General features: G+C 33.4%; 20 protein-coding genes. 15 read left to right on the top strand and 5 right to left on the bottom strand.

The features are described 5' to 3' along the window. Positions 1–11: 11 nt before the first annotated feature. Both IPK88_10400 and IPK88_10395 read right to left on the bottom strand, forming a co-directional pair. Positions 12–2,456: a tetratricopeptide repeat protein gene (locus tag IPK88_10400; protein MBK8243825.1), complete on the bottom strand. Its 2,445-nt coding sequence runs from the start codon at positions 2,454–2,456 to the stop codon at positions 12–14. Between the two features lie 581 nt (positions 2,457–3,037). Further along, a complete protein-coding gene (locus tag IPK88_10395) occupies positions 3,038–3,586 on the bottom strand; it encodes an inorganic diphosphatase (GenBank protein MBK8243824.1) in 549 nt (182 codons plus the stop codon). A 76-nt stretch (positions 3,587–3,662) separates the two neighbouring features. On the opposite strand from IPK88_10395, the gene IPK88_10390 reads away from it, so the two are divergent. The 13 genes from IPK88_10390 (at position 3,663) to IPK88_10330 (ending at position 14,667) form a co-directional block, all read left to right on the top strand. Beyond that, complete coding sequence (locus IPK88_10390; GenBank protein ID MBK8243823.1) at positions 3,663–5,036, top strand: DUF4403 family protein; 1,374 nt, start codon at positions 3,663–3,665, stop codon at positions 5,034–5,036. A gap of 282 nt (positions 5,037–5,318) precedes the next feature. After that, positions 5,319–6,383 (top strand): 3-dehydroquinate synthase, encoded by a 1,065-nt coding sequence (locus IPK88_10385; GenBank protein MBK8243822.1) that lies wholly within the window; start codon positions 5,319–5,321, stop codon positions 6,381–6,383. 27 nt (positions 6,384–6,410) lie between these two features. Further along, the gene (locus IPK88_10380) at positions 6,411–9,056 is read left to right on the top strand and encodes a transglycosylase domain-containing protein (GenBank protein MBK8243821.1); all 2,646 of its coding nucleotides are present in this window, start codon (positions 6,411–6,413) and stop codon (positions 9,054–9,056) included. A gap of 44 nt (positions 9,057–9,100) precedes the next feature. Continuing rightward, positions 9,101–9,460: a hypothetical protein gene (locus IPK88_10375; protein MBK8243820.1), complete on the top strand. Its 360-nt coding sequence runs from the start codon at positions 9,101–9,103 to the stop codon at positions 9,458–9,460. Positions 9,461–9,523: 63 nt separating this feature from the next. Continuing rightward, a complete protein-coding gene (locus tag IPK88_10370) occupies positions 9,524–10,300 on the top strand; it encodes a (Fe-S)-binding protein (protein ID MBK8243819.1) in 777 nt (258 codons plus the stop codon). Continuing rightward, complete coding sequence (locus tag IPK88_10365; protein MBK8243818.1) at positions 10,300–10,779, top strand: hypothetical protein; 480 nt, start codon at positions 10,300–10,302, stop codon at positions 10,777–10,779. Before IPK88_10370 ends, IPK88_10365 begins: the two co-directional genes overlap by 1 nt. A gap of 14 nt (positions 10,780–10,793) precedes the next feature. Beyond that, the gene (locus IPK88_10360) at positions 10,794–11,147 is read left to right on the top strand and encodes a hypothetical protein (GenBank protein ID MBK8243817.1); all 354 of its coding nucleotides are present in this window, start codon (positions 10,794–10,796) and stop codon (positions 11,145–11,147) included. 19 nt (positions 11,148–11,166) lie between these two features. Beyond that, the gene (locus IPK88_10355) at positions 11,167–11,427 is read left to right on the top strand and encodes a hypothetical protein (protein MBK8243816.1); all 261 of its coding nucleotides are present in this window, start codon (positions 11,167–11,169) and stop codon (positions 11,425–11,427) included. 197 nt (positions 11,428–11,624) lie between these two features. Continuing rightward, a complete protein-coding gene (locus IPK88_10350; protein MBK8243815.1) occupies positions 11,625–12,368 on the top strand; it encodes a hypothetical protein in 744 nt (247 codons plus the stop codon). Beyond that, positions 12,365–12,667 (top strand): hypothetical protein, encoded by a 303-nt coding sequence (locus IPK88_10345; protein ID MBK8243814.1) that lies wholly within the window; start codon positions 12,365–12,367, stop codon positions 12,665–12,667. Before IPK88_10350 ends, IPK88_10345 begins: the two co-directional genes overlap by 4 nt. 219 nt (positions 12,668–12,886) lie before the next feature. Continuing rightward, positions 12,887–13,147: a hypothetical protein gene (locus IPK88_10340; protein ID MBK8243813.1), complete on the top strand. Its 261-nt coding sequence runs from the start codon at positions 12,887–12,889 to the stop codon at positions 13,145–13,147. A gap of 12 nt (positions 13,148–13,159) precedes the next feature. Next, the gene (locus IPK88_10335) at positions 13,160–13,903 is read left to right on the top strand and encodes a hypothetical protein (GenBank protein ID MBK8243812.1); all 744 of its coding nucleotides are present in this window, start codon (positions 13,160–13,162) and stop codon (positions 13,901–13,903) included. Then, on the top strand, positions 13,900–14,667 hold the full coding sequence (locus tag IPK88_10330) for an outer membrane beta-barrel protein (protein ID MBK8243811.1): 768 nt from the start codon (positions 13,900–13,902) through the stop codon (positions 14,665–14,667). Before IPK88_10335 ends, IPK88_10330 begins: the two co-directional genes overlap by 4 nt. Positions 14,668–14,732: 65 nt before the next feature. On the opposite strand, the gene IPK88_10325 is transcribed toward IPK88_10330, so the two are convergent. Next, positions 14,733–16,604: an Nramp family divalent metal transporter gene (locus tag IPK88_10325; protein ID MBK8243810.1), complete on the bottom strand. Its 1,872-nt coding sequence runs from the start codon at positions 16,602–16,604 to the stop codon at positions 14,733–14,735. A 149-nt stretch (positions 16,605–16,753) separates the two neighbouring features. Between IPK88_10325 and IPK88_10320 the strand changes: the two genes are divergently transcribed. Further along, on the top strand, positions 16,754–17,413 hold the full coding sequence (locus tag IPK88_10320) for a metal-dependent transcriptional regulator (protein ID MBK8243809.1): 660 nt from the start codon (positions 16,754–16,756) through the stop codon (positions 17,411–17,413). A 322-nt stretch (positions 17,414–17,735) separates the two neighbouring features. Beyond that, positions 17,736–18,827 carry a hypothetical protein gene (locus tag IPK88_10315; GenBank protein MBK8243808.1) on the top strand — a complete coding sequence of 364 codons (1,092 nt, stop codon included), beginning with the start codon at positions 17,736–17,738 and terminating at the stop codon, positions 18,825–18,827. A gap of 85 nt (positions 18,828–18,912) precedes the next feature. Here the strand turns inward: IPK88_10315 and IPK88_10310 are convergent, their stop codons facing one another. Together IPK88_10310 and IPK88_10305 are read right to left on the bottom strand one after the other, a co-directional pair. Further along, positions 18,913–19,986 (bottom strand): glycosyltransferase family 9 protein, encoded by a 1,074-nt coding sequence (locus IPK88_10310; protein MBK8243807.1) that lies wholly within the window; start codon positions 19,984–19,986, stop codon positions 18,913–18,915. A 2-nt stretch (positions 19,987–19,988) separates the two neighbouring features. After that, positions 19,989–20,594: a DUF4254 domain-containing protein gene (locus IPK88_10305; protein MBK8243806.1), complete on the bottom strand. Its 606-nt coding sequence runs from the start codon at positions 20,592–20,594 to the stop codon at positions 19,989–19,991. Positions 20,595–20,597: the final 3 nt, after the last annotated feature.

The following is a 20,597-nucleotide window of genomic DNA, read 5'->3' as shown; positions in this document are numbered from 1 at the left end:
TTACTTATTGACTATTTGACTTTTTCTGGAAAATATTTTTTCATCATTGCATTCCATCTTTGTGTCTGTTTTCTCAAATTACTCAGGTCTTCATCTTGCTGTATCCAATCGTAATCGTTAAAGCCTGCCTGAAATGCTTGTTCCAAAGCATCGAAAGCCTGATCCGTTTCACCTTTTAGGTTGTGTACACAGGCAAGATTGTATCGCAGATCTATATCTTTTGGATCCGCAACAATACCTTTTTTGAAAGCTTTTTCTGCTTCATCTAATTTGTTGGTACTGAGAAACACAATTCCAAGTCCGGAATATGCTTTACCATAATTCGCATCCAGTTCAATAGCGTTACGAAACATTTGTTCGGATTCAGAATACTTTTTAGTCTCAGTATATAACCTTCCCAATACCTCATATATAAATGGATTTTGCCTGTTGTTGAGAAGTGCTTTTTTCAAATGTTTTTCACTTAGATCAAATCGTCCGGTGATGAGATATAAATCACCAAGATTATAATGTGTAGGTCCATCTTCCGGATCTAATTCAAGTGCTTTCATATAGTATTTTTCAGCTTCTTCAGGTCTTTGTGTTCTCATATAAACCAAGCCCATCCCACTATACGCATGCCCAAAATTCGAATCGAGTTGCAAGGCCTTTTTAAACTGCTCTTCCGCATCTTTTAAACGATTCATATCGGTATACAATACCCCCAACTCATTATGTGCACATGGAAAACAAACATCATTTGCTGTTGCATCAATGGTTTTTAAAAACCATTTCTCAGATTCGGCATATCTTCCATGATTGGCATAAAACCCAGCGATAACATACCATAAATAGACTGAGTTGGAATCTACTTTAATGGCATCATCTAAAACTTTTTCCACCTTCTCTGGATTCCCCATTCTAAATTCATAAAATTCAGATAACAGGATGTATGGCAACACCCATGTAGGTATCAATGCAGATGCTTTTGCAGCATAATAAACGGCAGAATCTTCCTGATTTGCATTGAAAACGGTGATCATATCACACAACACATGCGGTAAGTCAGGTTGCCAACTCAAAGCTTGATGGTAGAAGGATTGGCGTAATTCCGGAGTGGGTTGGATTTTTCCTTCAAAGAAAAATTTACGTGCCATTAAGGTCTTAAACATATAATGTTGTTCGCCTAACAACGCTGCAGCACGTTGCAAATAAATAGGATAATTACGATAGATGGAGCGTGACCTAGATTTGCGAAGTACTTCTTTAGTTAATCCCGTTTTGAGCAAGGTGTTCAAAACCTGTTGTGCATCGTCTTGTAAAGCTGTTGCGTAATTGCGCTTCATAGTAGAATGCAATCGCTCTAGTTTTGGTTCTAAAATTAATTGTTGGTAGTATGCTTCTGCACAAGCGTTTGCAGGTTCCAAAAATACTTTCTCCTTCAATGTACTTTTAAAAAGTGCATAAATTCTTTTTGTGTTCGTATCCACTTTAGCCAAAACATCTTCTTCAATACCTCGAGACTCAATGGCTGATAACATCATGGTCTGATTTACTTTTCCCGATTTAATGGATGATAATACATGCTCATCCACGTTAGTTAATCTTTCATTGCGATTACCAACAGTCATCGGAACCTGACTCACAGGTGCCACTTCATTGGAAACATGATCTTCTAGATATCTTCCTACTTCCTGCAATGTGACAAACTGATCCTTATTGTTATCTGCCATTCCATAAAGCGCATCAAGAAGATGATATGAAAATGCACCTCGTCCTCCGCCCCATTGCTCACCTTCAATACTGTATTCATTGGGTTGACAAGACATGATCTTAATTTCATTGCCAAATTGTTTGGAAAGGTTCGCAGCAGTTGCCTGTGCTCCTCCTACAGAACTTCCAGCAAGTGTACCGGATCGGCAAGCATCTGTAATCACAATAACTTTAGCTTTATTCTGAATTGAAAGCGTAGAAATGACTTCCTGCAACATAGGCAATGCAAAGGCTCCACCAGCCATATAAACCCTCGCGGGTGCATCCCAACACAACAAAAATCCAGGCTGCGTCAAACTCTTTTTCTCTACATCTCCATGCCCTGAAAAATAAATAATAGCTTCATCTCCTTCCTTACATACCTCCCACAACCAATCCAATGTATTTGCAAATTGCGCCATTGTAGCTTGCTGGTTAATTAAAACTTTCATGTGATCTCCATCCAGTTTACCACCAGCACTTGATCTAAGGTAATTTGCAAATGCCTCAGCATCTTTATCTGCGAATCGAAGATCAGGGATTCCAGGATCCTGATAATCAGAGATGCCGACAACGACCGCATAGGTATTTTTTATTTCTAACGGCTTTTCGTTTGCGTTTATCGGTGTTGCCCCTTTTGGAGTATTAGTTTGTGGGTAAGCCTGATGCGCTGTAAGGGCAGCAATAAAATAAATAAATACGAAGACTAAAAACTGGTTTTTCATTGGTTATCCTTAAAGTGAACAATATCTAATAATTTGATAGCTGTTGTGTGATGGGACATATCTACTTCGGGCTTCTTCAAGCAATTAAACAGGTATATTAAGTACACTTTCTACGCAAATTGTTATCACAATATAGAGCATAAAAATATACTTTTTAACTGAAATTTTAATACTACCATACATTGTGGGCCATAGGTCAATATTAACCATCCCCCAAGAATAATTAATGATAAACCAATTCATCTAAATATTAATGGTCCTAATTGGTTAGCGTAGCATAGCGAACAAGGTATATTAAAAAAAAAATGATCCAATACGGTGGTGCAATTAATTACAATGGATCAACGTCTATAAGGCATTTAATTACAAAGGACTTGTGTCTGTTTGAATCAACAGTATAAAAATGATTTTTAATATTACTTTTCTATATATTCAAGAGTCATTTCTGTAGATTCAATTTAATAAGCTTTGCAAGATGATTTGATTTTAATAAAAGGTGCAGCCTATTAACCAATTAATTTCTATTAATAAACAGGTAAATAGAATGAATGAAATTTGTTGGAGAAATTATTTCAATTTAGTTATAGCTCACTTCCATCAAATCCTGAGGTCTGATACCTATCTACAGCTTCATTGATAATCCTTCGGGCATCATCAATTCCCTTAAAGTCATTTACAGTAACTTGCTTATTTTCTAATACGGTATACTGCTGAAAAAAATGTCGCAACTCTGCTTCCAAATATTTGGGTAATTGATCCAAAGTTTTAATTTCATTAACACTAGGATCTGATGCGGCAACAGCAATAATCTTATCATCACCTTTACCACGATCAATCATATGCATTACACCTATGACATAACAACGAACCAAACATAATGGCACAATGTTAATTTGTGACAGCACCAATATATCTAAAGGGTCGCCATCCTCACCCAATGTCTGCGGTATAAATCCATAATTAATAGGATATTCAAATGACGTATGCAATACCCGATCCAATTTGAGTAATCCACTCAATTTATCAATTTCATACTTCGACTTAAGTCCCTTTGAAATTTCAATTAAACCTAATAAATGATGTTGATCCCATTCAGGATCTACACCGTGCCATGGATGCTTGATATACATATTTTAATTTTGAAGCATGTTTAAACAATTTAGTGATATTTACCTTTATACAAAAGAAATTCACAAATAATAATTAATGAAATTAATTGGAATACTAACTGTAATATTAGGGATTTTGTTGTTAACACAATGCAATAAAAAAATGAGTCCAATCGAAATTGAAAACCAACTGAGCACGGAATATACCAGAATACCTATTTCTTATTTAATGATTCCAATATCTATCGGATCCATTGAATTAAATAGGGTTGTCAACGAAATTGTCAAATATTCCATTGGTGAAGGCATAACTCTGGAAGGAGGTTACAAATGCAAAGCCTTTATGTCAAATGATTTAAACCTACAAGCAATCGGCAATGAATTGAAATTGACCTTGCCCATTGATCTCGAAATAAGTCCGACTGGTAATTTTAGCAACATAAAAGCCATAGGTGAACTTGAACTCCAAATCAGCAGTAAATTTGATATTTTCCAAAATCAGTTTCTGAGCAAATCCGAAATAACTAATTATAAATGGAATAAAAAACCTGTGCTAAAAGTGCTGGGGGTACCCATTCCTATTGAGGGGATTGCCAATCAAATTGTAAAAAAATATAAATTAGAATTGCAAAAAAGTATTGACGACTATATCCATTCCAGCGTAGATTTGAATAAAATAAAATCTAAATTATTTACTTATTTCATTGATCCGTTTTATTCCACTGAGGATAATATTATTCATCTATATTCTAGTCCAAGCGAAATTGCATTAGGTCCTTTTAAAATTCAAAATGATTCTTTAATCATTCCGATTCTATTCTATCTTGAAAACGTTATTGCAGAGCAAAGACCCCTTGAATTAGAAAACAACTTAGGCTTTTCAATTCGTCCTTATGTGGAAGATGGATCTAGTTTCACTATACAAAGTAGAGTACCTATGAATTACTTGAGCTTGCTGATCAAAGAAGGAATTGAAAATCAGGAATACGGAAGCGGGATTAGTAAAATTAAAATTAATAAAATTGACCTTAGTGGCCAGGGTGAACAAGTCATTGTAAATCTTAAAACATCTGGAGCTTTTAATGGCCTTTTGGAAATGCGATTTATTCCGCAATATGATCAAGCCACAAAGATGATTTCATTATCTGAATTTACATTGAAAAGCATTGAAGGAAAACGATTTGAAAAAACAATTCTTGCACTTCTAAAAAATATTGCAGAATCAAAAATAAAAAAAATGCTGCAAACTCAACTCAATGATTTACTTCAAGAGAATGTTAGAAGCATTACAGATATGCTCAATCAACATGAGATTATGCCTGGTATGATTATTAATGGTCAATTATTGGATTATTCCATTAATCATTTTCAAATTGCTAACGAACGCATGTTTTTTAATATAAAGTATGCATTAAACGCAGGTTTAAAAATTTATTCAATAGATACCAAAAATATTTTACAAAAAAGATAGACCGGCAAATTAGATAATTTTATAAATAGGTGAATTGAATGAATTCCAAACCAACTAAGATATTCGAATAGGATTTTGGATAAATCAGTTTTCTTTGAAAACCCAAAAAAATACATGGGTATAAAATAATTTGCAAGCAAGTCATCGTATATTTGGTTTTACAGATGGTTAACAACCACAAATACATTAATAATATTTTAAATATATAAACATATTTAAAATTAAATTAATATATCATTTCAATTGTTTGAATTTTTGTTCAAAGAGTTCCTACCTTGCATCATGATCCAAAAAACACAACCGGATAATCCACAACTCTTTTTTCAAAATCCCTGGGATCGCTGGACTTCCTACCTTCAAATGTGCGATTATTCGAAGATTTTTATTATCTCTGATAGCAATACCAATCAACATTGTGTTCCCTATTTTTATCAAAAAACAGGACTTTCCGATTGTCCCCAGTATAGTATCCAGGCCGGTGAATCTTCTAAAAATTTATCAACCTGCGAACATATTTGGGAGTTTTGTCTAAATAACCAAATAGATAGAAACAGTTTAATCATTGCACTGGGTGGGGGAGTCGTATGCGACATTACCGGATTTTGCGCCTCTTCACTACTCAGAGGTATTGATTTTATTTATATCCCTACAAGTTTAATGGCAATGTCGGATGCTGCTCATGGCGGTAAGAATGGGATTAACTTTAAAGGCTTCAAAAACCAAATTGGACTATTTAATGCTCCCAAAGCAGTGTTAATTGATACTACTTTTCTGGAAACATTACCTGATAGGCATCTCAAAAACGGCTATGTTGAAATGATTAAACACGCATTTATTGATAACCCACCATATTGGGAGGAATTATGTGATTATACCTGGCCTCTGGACACCGAAACCCTTAAGTCCTACCTCAAAAAATCAATTCGAACCAAAATGGATATCGTAGACCTAGATTTTTATGAAAAAGGCCCGAGAAAAATGCTTAATTTTGGACATACTTACGGTCATGCCATTGAAAGTATGGCTTTAGCTGATGGTACAGACATTCTTCATGGTGAGGCTATTGCATTGGGAATGTTGTATGAAGCATGGCTTTCTGATCAACTTTTCAATTGGAAATCTCACTGGTTAGCTAAATTTACTACACTTTTAAAACCTTTTTTACCTACTTTTACTGTCCCTTTAGATCGAGTGGATGACCTGATCTATTGGATGAATGGTGACAAAAAAAAATCGAATCATAAAATTGGTTTTAGTTTGTTGGAAGTTCCCGGTAAGGGTCGTGTGGATATAGATGTTAAACCAGAGCTTATCATTAAATCTTTGGAGTATTATAATATTATTTAAACCTTGATTTATATTTTTTAACATAGCATGTGGAATCAATTTTTAGAACGCTGGTCAATATTTAGAAAGGAATTCAAATTAACCAATATTCATTCAGGGGAACAACCATCTGATCGTCCCTGGTTTAATACAGCTATAAATGGAATTTGGAAACTCATAATGGTGGGACTTCTATTGGCTTATCTGTTGTTATTTCTCATTTCATTCGACAACCTTCCGACCTTTGAAGAATTGGAGAATCCGAATTACAGTCAAGCAAGTTTGGTCTTTGCTAATGATAATTCAGTACTTGGAAAATATTATAATGAAAATCGTGAATTCCTCCAATTCGATAGCCTAAATCCACATTTGATTCACTGCTTACTTTCTACAGAAGATTTAAGATTTTACAGTCATTCCGGGATAGATTTTTTAGCATTAATCAGAGTATTCTTCAAAACCGTGTTATTAAATCAAGATGAGTCCGGTGGTGGCAGTACGATTACTCAACAGTTGGCAAAACTCCTATTTGAACGACCTAATCTTAAAGGCAAAAATAAATTGGTCAAATCCGTAATGATGGTCAGAGTTAAAATGAAAGAATGGTTGACCGCAATAAAATTGGAAAAATCCTACACCAAAGAAGAAATCATAGCCATGTATCTCAATAAATTTGATTTTATTTATGAGGCACAAGGTGTTCAAACTGCCGCTAAAACATACTTTGGAAAAGATCAACGCTCCTTGCGATTAGATGAATGTGCAATGCTTATTGGAATGCTCAAAAATCCAACTTTATTCAATCCAAAAAAATTTCCGGATTTAGCTTTAGACCGACGAAATACTGTTCTTGCATTGGTCCAACAAAATGGTCATATTTCAAAAAAAGAATTTGAAGCTTATAAAAAATTACCCCTCGACATTTCTCAATTTAGAAGAGAAAATCATCTCGAAGGTCTTGCACCACATTTCAGAACAGAATTGGGTAAGAAATTAAAAGAAATGTTTGAAGAAGAAAAATTTAAAAAACCGGATGGTTCAAAATTTAATATATATGAAGATGGTTTAAAAATTTATACCACCATAGATCCTATTTATCAAAAACTTGCTGAAGACGCAGGTAAAGAACATATGATGAGTATTCAAAAAGCTTATTTTAATGTCTGGTCTTCGCAAGATCCCTGGACCTATGAAGCTGATGATAATATGAAGCGAATCCGAAAAGATGCTTTGAATAATTTAATTCGGGAAACAGACAGATTTTACCTGGTATGGAATAAATATTTTGGCAAAATCATGTCAAAACTCGAAGATGAAATTGGTCATGTCGATATTAATGATCGAACCATCCAAAGAATCGTAAATGAAATGGAAAAAAAAGGATTCCTAAAAGATGAATTAAAAAAGAAACAAATTAATCAAACTCAATATGATGTTTCAATGAAAATTTATAATAGTAAACAATGGCCTTCCATTGCAAAATTATGGACTTCATTTGAAAAAGAAATGCGTTTGCAAATGACAACACCTATTAAAATGTCTGTTTATGATTACACAACTCAAGGTAGTAAGATCGTAGAAATGTCTCCCCTCGATTCCATTAAATATCATCGCAAACATATGCAAATCGGATCAATGGCAGTCGACCCTCATACTGGTGAAATCAAAGCCTGGCTTGGCGGAACTAATTTTAAATATTTTAAATATGATCACGTGAATTCCAGACGTCAGGTCGGATCTACTTTTAAACCTTTTGTATATGCTACCGCCATTGCAAAAATGGGCATAAGTCCATGTAATGAATTTCAAGACGTGCAATATACCATCCCTGCAGGCGATCCTAATTTTGGATTACCTGAAGCCTGGTCCCCTGCTAATGCCGGAGAAAGTTTTACAGGAAAAATGTTTAATTTATACAATGCCTTAGCTTATTCAAAAAATTCCATTACCGTTAAATTAGTCATCCTTCTTGGTACCGTTGAACCCATTAGGGAATTGCTGAATTCTATGGGAATTGATAGCCTGGCCCGACGCAAAGATGGCGGCCTGGTGATTCCAAGGTTCCCTTCAATAGTCTTAGGTTCAGCTGATCTTTCAGTAATGGATATGACAGGTGCATATACTACATTCTCAAATAATGGAGAATATGTTAAACCTTATTATATTTCAAGAATTGAAGATAAAAATGGTAAAGTTATTTATCGCAACACACCCGTTAAAAACGTAGCACTTCCTGCTAATTATAATTATGTGATGGTCGACCTCTTGCGCAAATCAGGTCAAGTTTATGGACTTAAAACCCCGGTTGGAGGAAAGTCAGGAACAACCAATGATTATGTTGATGGATGGTTCATGGGCATTACACCCAATTTAGTTGTAGGTACTTGGGTAGGTGGTGAAGATCCATGGATTAGATTTCTTTCTTTAACCAATGGACAAGGTAGTGTGATGGCAAAACCTTTCTTCACTAAATTCATTTCAAAACTTGAAGCAACACCAGAATCAGGATTTCAAACCGACGTAGATTTTTACAGACCTCCAGGGGATTTAGGTGTAGAATTGAATTGTGCAACTTTCAAAGCCACTATGGAAAATCAAAACATGGATAATTCTGTATTACCTAAGAACTCAGGCACTGATGAAGATGAAATATTTGAAGAACCAGCCCCAAAAAATGATACAAAACCAAATTAATCATAAAATTATTTATTTAATTAAAGACTAAAGTCAATTCAAAAATGAAACCATACCAAGCTAATCTATTTAATGCAACCTTATTGGTAATTTTGGGATTATGGAGTTACAGTGCTTCAGGCAGAGATACACATACCTTGATCGTTCCAGCTTTAGGTATCCTATTGTCCTTCTTTCATAAACCATTTAAAGCAGAGAATAAAACGGTGGCACACGTTGTAGTTGTACTCACTTTTCTAATATTAATTGTCTTGTTTTTACCATTGCGAAATAGTATTAATGCAGGAAACAATATGGCTATTTTACGTGTCGTTTTAATGATCGTAAGTTGTGCAGCTGCCATGATCGTTTATATTAGAAGTTTTATTGATGCCAGAAAAAATCGATTGTCTGGAGACATGTAAACTTAACCAAGTATTTATATCTCAACATATTTCTAAAGTTATCCAAATTTACAATAGATAAATATGAATCATATACCCATACTAAGCGAAGAAGTTAGCGCAGGTCGTGACATAGACGTTCTTTTTTGGACTGGATGCGCAGGATCTTATGACGCAAGAGCACAAAAAGTATCCAGAGCTTTCGCTGAAATATTATCCAAAGTCGGAATCAAATATGCCATACTGGGCAATGAAGAAAAATGTACCGGAGATCCGGCGCGTAGAGCAGGTAATGAATTTTTGTTTCAAATGTTGGCGCTTCAGAATATCGAAACACTGAATGGATATCAAATTAAAAAAATAGTGTGTACCTGCCCGCATTGTTTTAACACGATCAAAAATGAATATCCTGAACTAGGCGGAACTTATGAAGTAATGCATCATTCACAGTTTTTAGATGAGCTTTTGAAAACAGGTAAAATAAAAATGAATCCATCAGACATGAATTCTGTCACCTATCACGATTCATGTTATTTAGGTAGAATCAATGACGTCTATGAAGCGCCACGTTCTGTGATTGAACAACTTCATTTCGAAATTAAAGAAATGAAACGTTCACGCAAAAATGGTTTGTGCTGTGGTGCTGGTGGTGCACAAATGTTTAAAGAAGATGAACCTGGAAACAAACGTATCAATGAAGAACGAATTGAAGAAGCTTTAGGTTTAGGTGTAAATACTATTGTAGCCAATTGCCCTTTTTGTTTAACCATGCTTCAGGATGGTGTAAAATCAAAAGACAAACAAGATGAAGTTATGGTTTATGATTTATCCGAATTGATATTATCTCAAATGCAAGATTAATGTTAGACCTTATAGCGTATCCCGACACTTCAAAAGTATGGATTTATCCATCCGATCAATGTATTGAAGATACCTTGATTCCGGAAATTTATCAGTCGATTCAACAATTTACAAGACAATGGACCAGCCATCAATCAGCCCTTTTTGCAACTGGAGGTATATTGCATAATTATTTTATAGTATTCGTTGTTGATGATCAATTAAATTCCCCTGGCGGATGCTCCATAGATAAATCTGTTCATTTCCTACAAGATCTGGGCAGAACCTATCATAAAGATTTTTTCAATAGAATGATATTTCATTATTTGAAGGATAATAACATTTTTCAGGTTCATGCCAATGATTTAAAATCACTGTACGCAGATCAAAAAATTAATGACGATACGTTGTTTTTTAATCCCCTGGTAAAAAATAAAAAAGAATTTTTGGAACAATGGTTGGTTCCCTTAAAATCTTCCTGGCAATATCAGTTTTTATAAACGTTCCCAAGGTTATGATTTGGGTATGTCCATTCTTCTTGAGAATATTTACTAATAATTTTGCAACTGCAATTTCAATTTGGCCCTTTATTTTTTTAAAACACAAGTATCAAAAGAATGATGCAATACTTATTAATCATGAAAAAATTCATCTCCAACAACAAGCTGAATTATTAATCATTCCATTTTATATCTGGTATCTTTTAGAATATTTATTTTATCGTTTAAAAGGATACAAAAAACATGCAGCTTATCATTCCATTTCCTTTGAACAGGAAGCTTATGAGCATGAACATGATTTAAATTATTTAGAACATCGGCCTTGGTTTGGTTTTAAAAAATATTTGAATTCAACAAATCAAAAGTAGCATTAAAATTTGCTTCCAATTGAATTTTAGACCCATTTTATCTGGATCTCATGATAATGTTCTTACTGCTTGTGCAAAAATAAAATTTGAAGTTGATATACGAGGTTGTTTTAGAGAAATACAACTAGTTCTAGCACCAAATGTAGTAGGTCCAAATGCCACAGATCCAAGAAAGAAAGTATTTTGTATTACAGCATTATCTAGAACGGAATCTTGCACATTTAATTCAAAACATCTTAAACTATCAATTTTTAGAAGATTGGGAACTGCATTCGAGTAGACGTATAATATCCTGAATGTGCTAATATTGTACTCGCAGAAGAATTTGTATGTTGAGATTTAAAATTAGAAGTTCTTTTTGGAAAGAAATAATGGGCCACTATAAGTGTTAATACTTGGACTTTCGAATTGGAGAATTGTTCTTATTCCAAAATATATATCGAAGTATTTACGTTAGTTTATTAAATATAGGTTAATTTGAGAATCCATTTACTTTTCAATACTATTCTATCTTCATTTCTCATCACAACAACTAATGCTCAGAAAATCCAATTTTCAGTTGAGCTAATAGCTAATCCTGCTTTTACAAAAACAAATATTAAAGACTTTTATGGTCCGTTCAGTTCAACTACTAATACTTTAATTTTTAACAAGTATCCACCAGTAAAGGGAATTCTTGGATATAATAATGGAATCAATTTTGGGTTGAATCTGAAAAATAAATATAGCTTCCAATTGGGATATACCAGATCATTAAAAGGTCAAAGGAATAGCAAGATAAAATCGAACCAAGACGGAACATATCATTTTGGGAAATACAGTGAGTATTCTAATGAATTTTATTTTCAATTATCAAGGATTAATTTTAAAATGCTAAAAATGAAATATTTTGATTTTAATATAGGTTTTATTATTAGTAAACAAATTGAAATAATAGCTGGTCAATATGAACAATACACACCATGGAAAGGCAGGCCTTTATTAGGTTCATACTCAATATCATATTCACAAAAATTAAATATTATAAGGCCTGGTATAATTACAGAAGTGGATTACCAGTTACTTAAGAATAAATTGTTTAAGTTTAAAGTAGGCATTAAATGGAACCACTATTTCAAAGCTTATGATTATCCTTATTTTTCAAATAATCCTGCCCATAAACCAACATGTTATGCCATGAGTATTGGTCCATCATTTAAATTAAATTATCATACCAAATGAAATCTTTATCGGCTGTTTTATTAATAAACTTTGTATGTATTATGAATGACTTGCAAGGGCAAGTTCAGAGAATAGAAAATTGTTTACAATTAGGCTATGCAAAAACTAAATACGAAATAATTAAAGATGGAAGATACACCAGTAATATCATTGACAATAGGATTACCTATTCAATATCTAATCATTTTAATTTGAATGCAGGTTATGGTATAAAATATAATGTCAATAATTTTATAAACATGAGATCCGGATTGTTTTTTGATTACTATCAAAACAAACAATCTAAAATAGTATATTAAGGAAATACAAAAATTTCAATAAATGATTTTGGCTCATTTATGTTGGCAGCCAGATTATCTGGGTCCAATTAAAAAGTTCTTTTTTCAAGTATAAAGCAATTTGAAGTTGATAAAAAATGTTATACAGGGGATATTCCACAAGTTGCTGCACCGAATGTAGTAAGTCCAAATGCAATAGAACCAAAAAATAGAGTATTTTGCATCACAGCATTATCTGGTATGAATCCTTGTACATTTAATTCAAAGCAAATTAAACTTCGTATCTATGCAAGATGGGGAAGTGCATTTGAGTGGACTTATAATGTTCCTGAATGTGATTATATTATACCCGCAGAAGAATTTGTATGTTGGGATCTGAAATTGGAAGGCCTATTTGGAATTAAGTATTGGGCCCCTAGTGGCGAGTATACCTGGGTTCTCGAATTGGATAATTGCTCTACTTCCAAAAGATTTAGCGGCGAATTTATAATAGTATATTAAACATAATTTTATATGAGAATCCAAATATATATCTTTATTATTTTGACTCCATTGCTTAACCCAACAATTATTGCACAGAAAATCCAATTTTCAGTTGAACTAATAGCTAATCCTGCTTTTACAAAAACAAATATTAAGGACTTTTATGGAAACAAATACTCGGTTACGAATGTATTAATTTTTGGAGATGAAGCACCTGAAAAAGGAATTTTTGGTTATAATCATGGTTTATATCTGGGCTGTAATTTTAAAAATAAATATAGTGTTCATGTAGGTTTTACACGCTCATTAAAAGGGCAAAGAAATAGTAAAACAAGATCTTTGAAGGATGGTAAATATCATTATGGGGCTTTCAGTGAATATTCCAATGAATACAATATTCAGTTTTCAAGAATAAATGTCAGATTAGTACAAAATAATTATTTTGATTTTAATTTAGGTTTTATTATAAGTAAACAACTTGAAATTATTGCTGGCAAATATCAGCAATATTCAATATGGAAAGGAAGATCTTTAATTGGTTCCTATGATATATCTTATTCTCAAGAATTAAATATATTAAGGCCTGGTATAATTACAGAAGTGGATTACCAATTACTTAAGAATAAATGGTTTAAGTTTAAAGTAGGCATTAAATGGAACCACTATTTCAAAGCTTATGATTATCCTTATTTTTCAAATAATCCTGCCCATAAACCAAAAGGCTATGCCATGAGTATCGGTCCATCATTTAAATTAAATTATCATACCAAATGAAATCTTTATCAGCTGTTTTATTAATAAACTTTGTATGTATTATGAATGACTTGCAAGGGCAAGTTCAGAGGATAGAAAATTGTTTGCAATTAGGCTATGCAAAAACTAAATACGAAATAATTAAAGATGGAAGATACACCAGAAATATTATTGACAATAGGATTACCTATTCAATATCTAATCATTTTAATTTGAATGCAGGTTATGGTATAAAATATAATGTCAATAATTTTATAAACATGAGATCCGGATTGTTTTTCGATTACTATCAAAACAAACAACAAGCTTATGGAGCAATGTTTACTACAGACATGCGAGACAGTTGTTGGTTAAGAGATTCTTGTACCACTGTTCGGTATAAATTGAATGATGTGCTCATAAAAATTCCATTAGAATTTAATTTGTCCTTTTTTAAAAATGCAGTAAGCCTTGGTATTGGCTTAAATTATCTGTACTATATTACAGGAAGATATCAATATTTGATCAATGAAAGTAAGATAAGGGATTTCGAAGGCAGTGGAATTGGAAGGAATTTTTCTGAATTTTGGGAACGGAGTCAATTTTCTTGGCAGTACAAATTGGGAATCCGATTATTCAAGAAATATGAAATGACAATATATTATGAGAAATTTTTTAATCCACATATAATGGTTGGACCCTTATTGGATGCCAAAGTGGATATGTATGGATTAAAATTCGCTTATTATTTTGAACCACCTTGGAAAAACAAAATGCAAAATAACAAGGAAGAGAGCAAGCTGTAAACTTATCTTCTGAAATTTCTTTCGCAATGTAAATGAGTGCAGAAGATATACTTATAAATATTTTATCACACAATTAAAATTGGAATATTCAGTTTATGCCTTAACGCATCTATAGTAGTTCCAAACAAAATATCCTTAAATCCCTTGTGCCCGTGTGAACCTACGATCAAAAAATCAATCTTTGTTTCAAGCACAATTTTAGCTATTGCACTAGCTGGATTTCCAAAACCAATTTGGTAATCAGCGACATAATTGAGTTCCGCTAAAGCTTGTACATACTGATTCAGATTTTCTTCATCTAACAAGGATTCCTTATCTCTTACATTCAATCCATGATAGCTGGCACCTGCTGTTTCAACGACATGTATAAAGGTAAAATGGGCATCGCGTCCTCCTTGATGTAGTGCACTAGAAATTAACTTTTGATCATTGCCCGAAAAATCAATAGCAATGCCAATGTTTTTGTATTGAATTAAATCCTCATTTAACAACCGAATAGCATGCCCATGTGGTAATAGTTTTTTATCCTGCTTGTCCTTTTTAAAGAAGGGCTGAACGAATATGTAAACCAATAGAGAAAAACAAGCAAGAGTAAGTGGGATCACGAGTAAGTAAATCAATAATTGATGTCCCCCTGCATCAGCAATCCACCCTGATATCGTTTTGATGACCAAATTAATATTTAAAGAAATGATTATAATAGCACTTGCCCAAGCTAGAATTTTTACCCATGGCTTTATCGCAAATCCTTGCATCGTTTTTTTATCTGAATTCAAATGAATCAGTGGAATAATGGCAAATCCCAATTGTAAACTTAATACCACCTGACTCAGTACCAACAGTCCTCCTAATGCATCTTCTCCAAAAAATAATATGGTTGAAAATGCAGGAATGATAGCCAAAAGTCTAGTAATGATTCTTCTGAGCCAGGGTTGAATCCTAAGATTAAGGTGACCTTCCATTACGATCTGACCTGCCAATGTTCCGGTGATTGTAGAACTTTGACCAGCTGCAATTAAAGCTATGGCAAATAATGTCGGTGCCGCTTGACCAAATAACTGGTCTAACAAATGTGATGCATCCTGAATTTCAGCTACTTTAAAATAACCATTCACATAAAATGCAGTTGCAGCTAAAATTAAAATGGAAGCATTTACCAAAAAAGCAATATTTAATGCAATAACCGTATCAAAAAAATTAAATTTTATCGCCTTACGCATACCTTCTGGATTGGCTTCAAATTTTCTGGTCTGGACCAGCGAAGAATGCAAATACAAATTATGTGGCATCACCGTTGCACCAATTATTCCGATCGCGATGTATAGCGCACTGCCATCCAAACTCGAAGGAATAAACCCACCCATGACATCTATAAAACCAGGCTTGACAATAAACATCTCAATTAGAAAAGACAGACCGATAATGAAGACTAATGAAATAATAAATATTTCCATATATCGCATTCCCCGTTTCATCAAAAACAACAACACTATAGTATCAAAAACGGTAATAAGTATTCCCCAAATCAATGGTAATCCAAACAATAAATTCAAGCCAATGGCCATACCTACTATTTCAGCAAGATCACACGCTATAATAGCTATTTCTGCAAGTATCCATAATGGAATATTCGCCCACCGCGGATAAGCATTCTTTGAAGCTTGAGCCAAATCCAAACCCCGCACTATTCCAAGTCTGGCGCTTAAGGATTGTAGCAGCAACGCAATTAGATTTGACATTAATAATACCCAGATGAGCTTATAACCGAATTGGGAACCCCCGGCAATGTCCGTCGCCCAATTTCCGGGATCCATATATCCTACACTAACTAAATAAGCCGGGCCCATAAATGCAAAAAACCTGCGCCATCCCTTGCGTTTGTTGGTCTCAACCGTTGCATTTACCTCACTAAGTGATTTTCCTGAAATGTGATCCATAACTTTTCCTATGATTAAAGACATTTATATAAGTCAAATAAATTATCTGATTTTAAATGACATTATTAGACGCACAAATATAAAATGTTAGATCAATCTAACAAAATAATTTCAATATTGTTTTTATCTTTGTTTCATAATTCATCATTATGTCCTCTCCTACTGAAGAGAATTACCTCAAATCCCTATTCTTACTTGGTAATGATCAAGGTGAAATCAACCTTTCAGATTTAAGTAAATCCTTGCAGGTTAGCACCCCTACAGCCAATAGTATGGTTAAAAAACTGCATGACAAAGGCCTCTTATTGTATGAGAAGTATAAACCTTTGCAACTTACTTCTAAGGGAAAGAAAGAAGCTGCACTCATCATTAGAAAACACCGTTTGACTGAGATGTTTCTCGTCGAAATCATGAATTTTGGTTGGGAAGAAGTTCATGATATCGCAGAACAAATAGAACATATCAATTCTCCAGCATTTTTTGAACGGATGGATGAATTCTTAAACAATCCTACCATAGACCCTCATGGATCTCCAATCCCGGATAAAAATGGAAAAATGATTTGGAAATCTTATGTCAAATTAAGTGAATGTCAGGTAGGAAATAAATTAAAATTAGTTGCTCTCACCCATTCCTCCACAGATTTTCTTAAATTTTTAAATAGCAAGGAACTTTCATTAGGTACCACATTAAAATTACATACCATCGAACCATTCGACCACAGTATAACCGTCAGTTATAAAAATCACCCCACTGAAATATTCAGTTCTATGGTATCAGAACGACTTTTGGTCGAATTGATTAAATAATATCTCTCTGATCGTCGCCGTTTTCATTCCAATGTCGATCGTCGCAGTTTTCAACTGCGATGCCATCAACTCAATCATTTACTCCGACACGATTACAACCTAACCTCGACAGTCACAGTTTTCAACTGCAATGTAATCAACTAAACCATTTACCACTACAGCTTTACATCAAATGTCTTAGTTCCTATAATCCTTCGATTTTGTACTTTTTGAATTGCTATCATATTATAGAAAAAAATATATGTCATTCTACAAATTAGGTAAAATACCCCCTCCTCGGCCTAATACCTTTGCTTCATTGTTAATCAAAAAAATTTTAAAAATGAAAACACTACATTATGTATTAATTACACTTTTAGCAACATTTATTCTAAATCCAAAATTAATGGCCGTTTCACTTCCATCCATTACTGTAGGCGGTGTCGAAGCAAAAGGAATCAGGACAGATCCCTCTAACCTCGCAACCATCTGTATGTATGAACTTAAAAAAATTAACCTTTTTGATGTACAAAGCAGACATGATATTGAATTTGCTTGTACTGAAAAAAACATCGTACTCAATACCTGTCTAAGTAAACAATGTCTTACACAAGTTGGCGTATTAGTTGGACTTGATAAAATCATGTCCGGAAGTGTAGAAATGTTCGGAAACAAAATCTATACTTCTTTCCGAGTACTTGACATTAAATCAAATGTCATCGAGAAAAATTTTAGTATGGAATTCTTACCTGTAGAAGATCAAATTGCTCTGATGGTTGAACTTACCATTAAAAAAATGTATGATCTCCCTTATAATGAATTTCAATTCAAGCAACTGACTACAGAACAAACCATTGAAAACAATCTGAATAATCCACAAATAAAAAAGTTGAATTTAAGCGGTCCCAGATTTGGATTTAGTATGACACTTGGTCCTGATGGAAAATCCATTAGAAGACCAGAAAACCAAGGTGGAATGGCAGCTATACCCATATTATCCCAATTTGGATACCAATTTGAAATTGCTTATATGAACAAAGGAAATATTCAAGGCTTGTTTGAAGTTATACCCAATATTTCAGGTATTGAACATGGTTTGTTTATTCCAAGTGTTACCTTTCTCCATGGTGTTCGATCCAATAAAACCGGTTTTGAATTTTCCATTGGTCCAAGTTTAGTCGTAACCAAACGAAGTCTAGGTTACTATGATGAAAACGGTAAATGGGTACTTGCCAAAAATGATCTTGACAATAATGGCAATGTCTCTAAAGAAATAGATCGACGTGGTGAGTTTGGGATCGAAGGTGGATTATTAATTGCTTTAGGAAAATCTTTCAGAAGTGGCAATGTAAATTTCCCTGTTAACGCTTATGCCATGTTGAAAAAAGATAGTCCACGAATCGGAATATCATTGGGATTCAATTCAAAAAAATAGTAGACCCCTAATAGAATAAAAAACCACTTGTTCATTTCAAGTGGTTTTTTTTATTATTGTTATATTTTATGTTTCGATATATCATTTATTTTTCATTGGATATGGACAATACAGATTTTACTTTTTCCAAAACACTATCAACCGAAATCCATTCCATACAAGCGTGATCTCCTCGCGAACAAGGAATATTTCCATAAACCGAACAAGGACGACAAATTAATTTCGAAGTAGAAATTTCAATAATGACATTCTTATAAGGTACCAATGGACCAAATCCCAAATAGGTATGTGTTGGACCCCATAAAGAAATAACATTTTTACATTGAGTAAGATTTGCCAAGTGCAAATTCGCAGAATCCATAGTGATCATCAAATCCAAATGATTCATAAACTCAATTTGTTCTGCCAAATTAAACAAATCTCCTGCAATATGAATGGATTCTGAATTCAAATTCCGTAGCGTCGATAAAATCTTCATTTCAGAATGCCCTCCACCAAATAAAAATATTTGGATTCGTTGTTGGTATTCTTGAACCAAGCAATCAATTAATTTTTGAATACGTTCAATTGGCCAGGATTTGAGTTGGTGTTGTGAGAAAGGAGCTATACCAATTTTAATAGATGACTCCCAAAAATTTTCGTTAATAGTTTTCTCTATTTGATTTTTTTCAACTTGTGAAGATTTAAAACCAGATTGATTTAAATGCTCTATGTCAACTGGAATATTACATTTTCGAAATACATCTGCATATCGTTCTATGGTATGTTTCAGGGGTAATGTTCTGGACCCTATATTTCCCAATAATTTTTTTTTATCAGTACGCCCCTTATCAATGGTTGCATATGCTACACCCGATAATTGAAACAAAAAACACAATATCCTTGATCTCAAACTTCCATGTAGATCAATTACTAAATCATACTTTTCACTTCTTAATTTAAAAAATAATTTAAACAGACCTACAAACGATTGATATTCTACATCAATATTTTCTTCTCTGATGTTCAGTCGTTCAATGTGCTTAAAAAAAACTTGAAACGATCTTCTCGTTAATATATCTATTTGATACTTTGGATGAGCTTGTAGAACGGCTTTCAATACGGGCATGGTTAATATAACATCACCCATAGCTGAAAATCGTATCGCAAGAATTTTCATATTTATGGCTTCGCGTACAGCTGTGGATTCAACTTTGGATCATTATACATTTTCATCTGTTGATAGGTCTTCATTAATGTTTTTCCTTGTGAAATTTCTTCGATCAGAGCATTTAAACTTTGTACCAAATCTTCTTGCTGCATCATCAATATATCAAGTTTGGTTTTGCATTGATCCACCTGTTCCATTGTTGAATCAATTCGTTCCACTTGTTCGCGCATATGGTATATTTTTAAGCACAATATGGATAAACGATCTATTGCCCATGCTGGTGTTTCAGTATTCATTCGGGCATTTGGTAGCACTTTAACCGAAAGGTATTGATCTACAAACCATTGATCAATACGTTCTACCATATCTGTTCTCCATTGATTAGAGACATCAATTCTACGCTTTGTTTCAATAAATTTATCAGCAGATAATGAAGGTATTCGAATGATATCTTCTAAGTGCCATTGGACCGTGTCAATCCAACATTTTTTATAGAGTTCTTGGTCCTGTATTGAATTAAATTCTGGTAAAACCAATATTGCATCAACATCATCAAACCGATGGTAATCTTCTATAGCTTGATTGAAAATGTTGATACAATGTTCGGCTTTAAACATATA

Origin of the sequence: Candidatus Defluviibacterium haderslevense, from assembly GCA_016712225.1 — a bacterium.
Classification (GTDB): domain Bacteria; phylum Bacteroidota; class Bacteroidia; order Chitinophagales; family Saprospiraceae; genus Vicinibacter; species Vicinibacter haderslevensis.
This window is presented reverse-complemented; position numbering and strand designations above follow the sequence as displayed.

What these genes read in the sequence shown, in the direction of transcription:
- IPK88_10400 (MBK8243825.1), bottom strand. Translation starts at nt 2,456, where the DNA reads ATGAAAAACCAGTTTTTAGTCTTCGTATTTATTTATTTTATTGCTGCC.
- IPK88_10395 (MBK8243824.1), bottom strand. Translation starts at nt 3,586, where the DNA reads ATGTATATCAAGCATCCATGGCACGGTGTAGATCCTGAATGGGATCAA.
- IPK88_10390 (MBK8243823.1), top strand. Translation starts at nt 3,663, where the DNA reads ATGAAATTAATTGGAATACTAACTGTAATATTAGGGATTTTGTTGTTA.
- IPK88_10385 (MBK8243822.1), top strand. Translation starts at nt 5,319, where the DNA reads ATGATCCAAAAAACACAACCGGATAATCCACAACTCTTTTTTCAAAAT.
- IPK88_10380 (MBK8243821.1), top strand. Translation starts at nt 6,411, where the DNA reads ATGTGGAATCAATTTTTAGAACGCTGGTCAATATTTAGAAAGGAATTC.
- IPK88_10375 (MBK8243820.1), top strand. Translation starts at nt 9,101, where the DNA reads ATGAAACCATACCAAGCTAATCTATTTAATGCAACCTTATTGGTAATT.
- IPK88_10370 (MBK8243819.1), top strand. Translation starts at nt 9,524, where the DNA reads ATGAATCATATACCCATACTAAGCGAAGAAGTTAGCGCAGGTCGTGAC.
- IPK88_10365 (MBK8243818.1), top strand. Translation starts at nt 10,300, where the DNA reads ATGTTAGACCTTATAGCGTATCCCGACACTTCAAAAGTATGGATTTAT.
- IPK88_10360 (MBK8243817.1), top strand. Translation starts at nt 10,794, where the DNA reads ATGATTTGGGTATGTCCATTCTTCTTGAGAATATTTACTAATAATTTT.
- IPK88_10345 (MBK8243814.1), top strand. Translation starts at nt 12,365, where the DNA reads ATGAAATCTTTATCGGCTGTTTTATTAATAAACTTTGTATGTATTATG.
- IPK88_10340 (MBK8243813.1), top strand. Translation starts at nt 12,887, where the DNA reads ATGAATCCTTGTACATTTAATTCAAAGCAAATTAAACTTCGTATCTAT.
- IPK88_10335 (MBK8243812.1), top strand. Translation starts at nt 13,160, where the DNA reads ATGAGAATCCAAATATATATCTTTATTATTTTGACTCCATTGCTTAAC.
- IPK88_10330 (MBK8243811.1), top strand. Translation starts at nt 13,900, where the DNA reads ATGAAATCTTTATCAGCTGTTTTATTAATAAACTTTGTATGTATTATG.
- IPK88_10325 (MBK8243810.1), bottom strand. Translation starts at nt 16,604, where the DNA reads ATGGATCACATTTCAGGAAAATCACTTAGTGAGGTAAATGCAACGGTT.
- IPK88_10320 (MBK8243809.1), top strand. Translation starts at nt 16,754, where the DNA reads ATGTCCTCTCCTACTGAAGAGAATTACCTCAAATCCCTATTCTTACTT.
- IPK88_10315 (MBK8243808.1), top strand. Translation starts at nt 17,736, where the DNA reads ATGAAAACACTACATTATGTATTAATTACACTTTTAGCAACATTTATT.
- IPK88_10310 (MBK8243807.1), bottom strand. Translation starts at nt 19,986, where the DNA reads ATGAAAATTCTTGCGATACGATTTTCAGCTATGGGTGATGTTATATTA.
- IPK88_10305 (MBK8243806.1), bottom strand. Translation starts at nt 20,594, where the DNA reads ATGTTTAAAGCCGAACATTGTATCAACATTTTCAATCAAGCTATAGAA.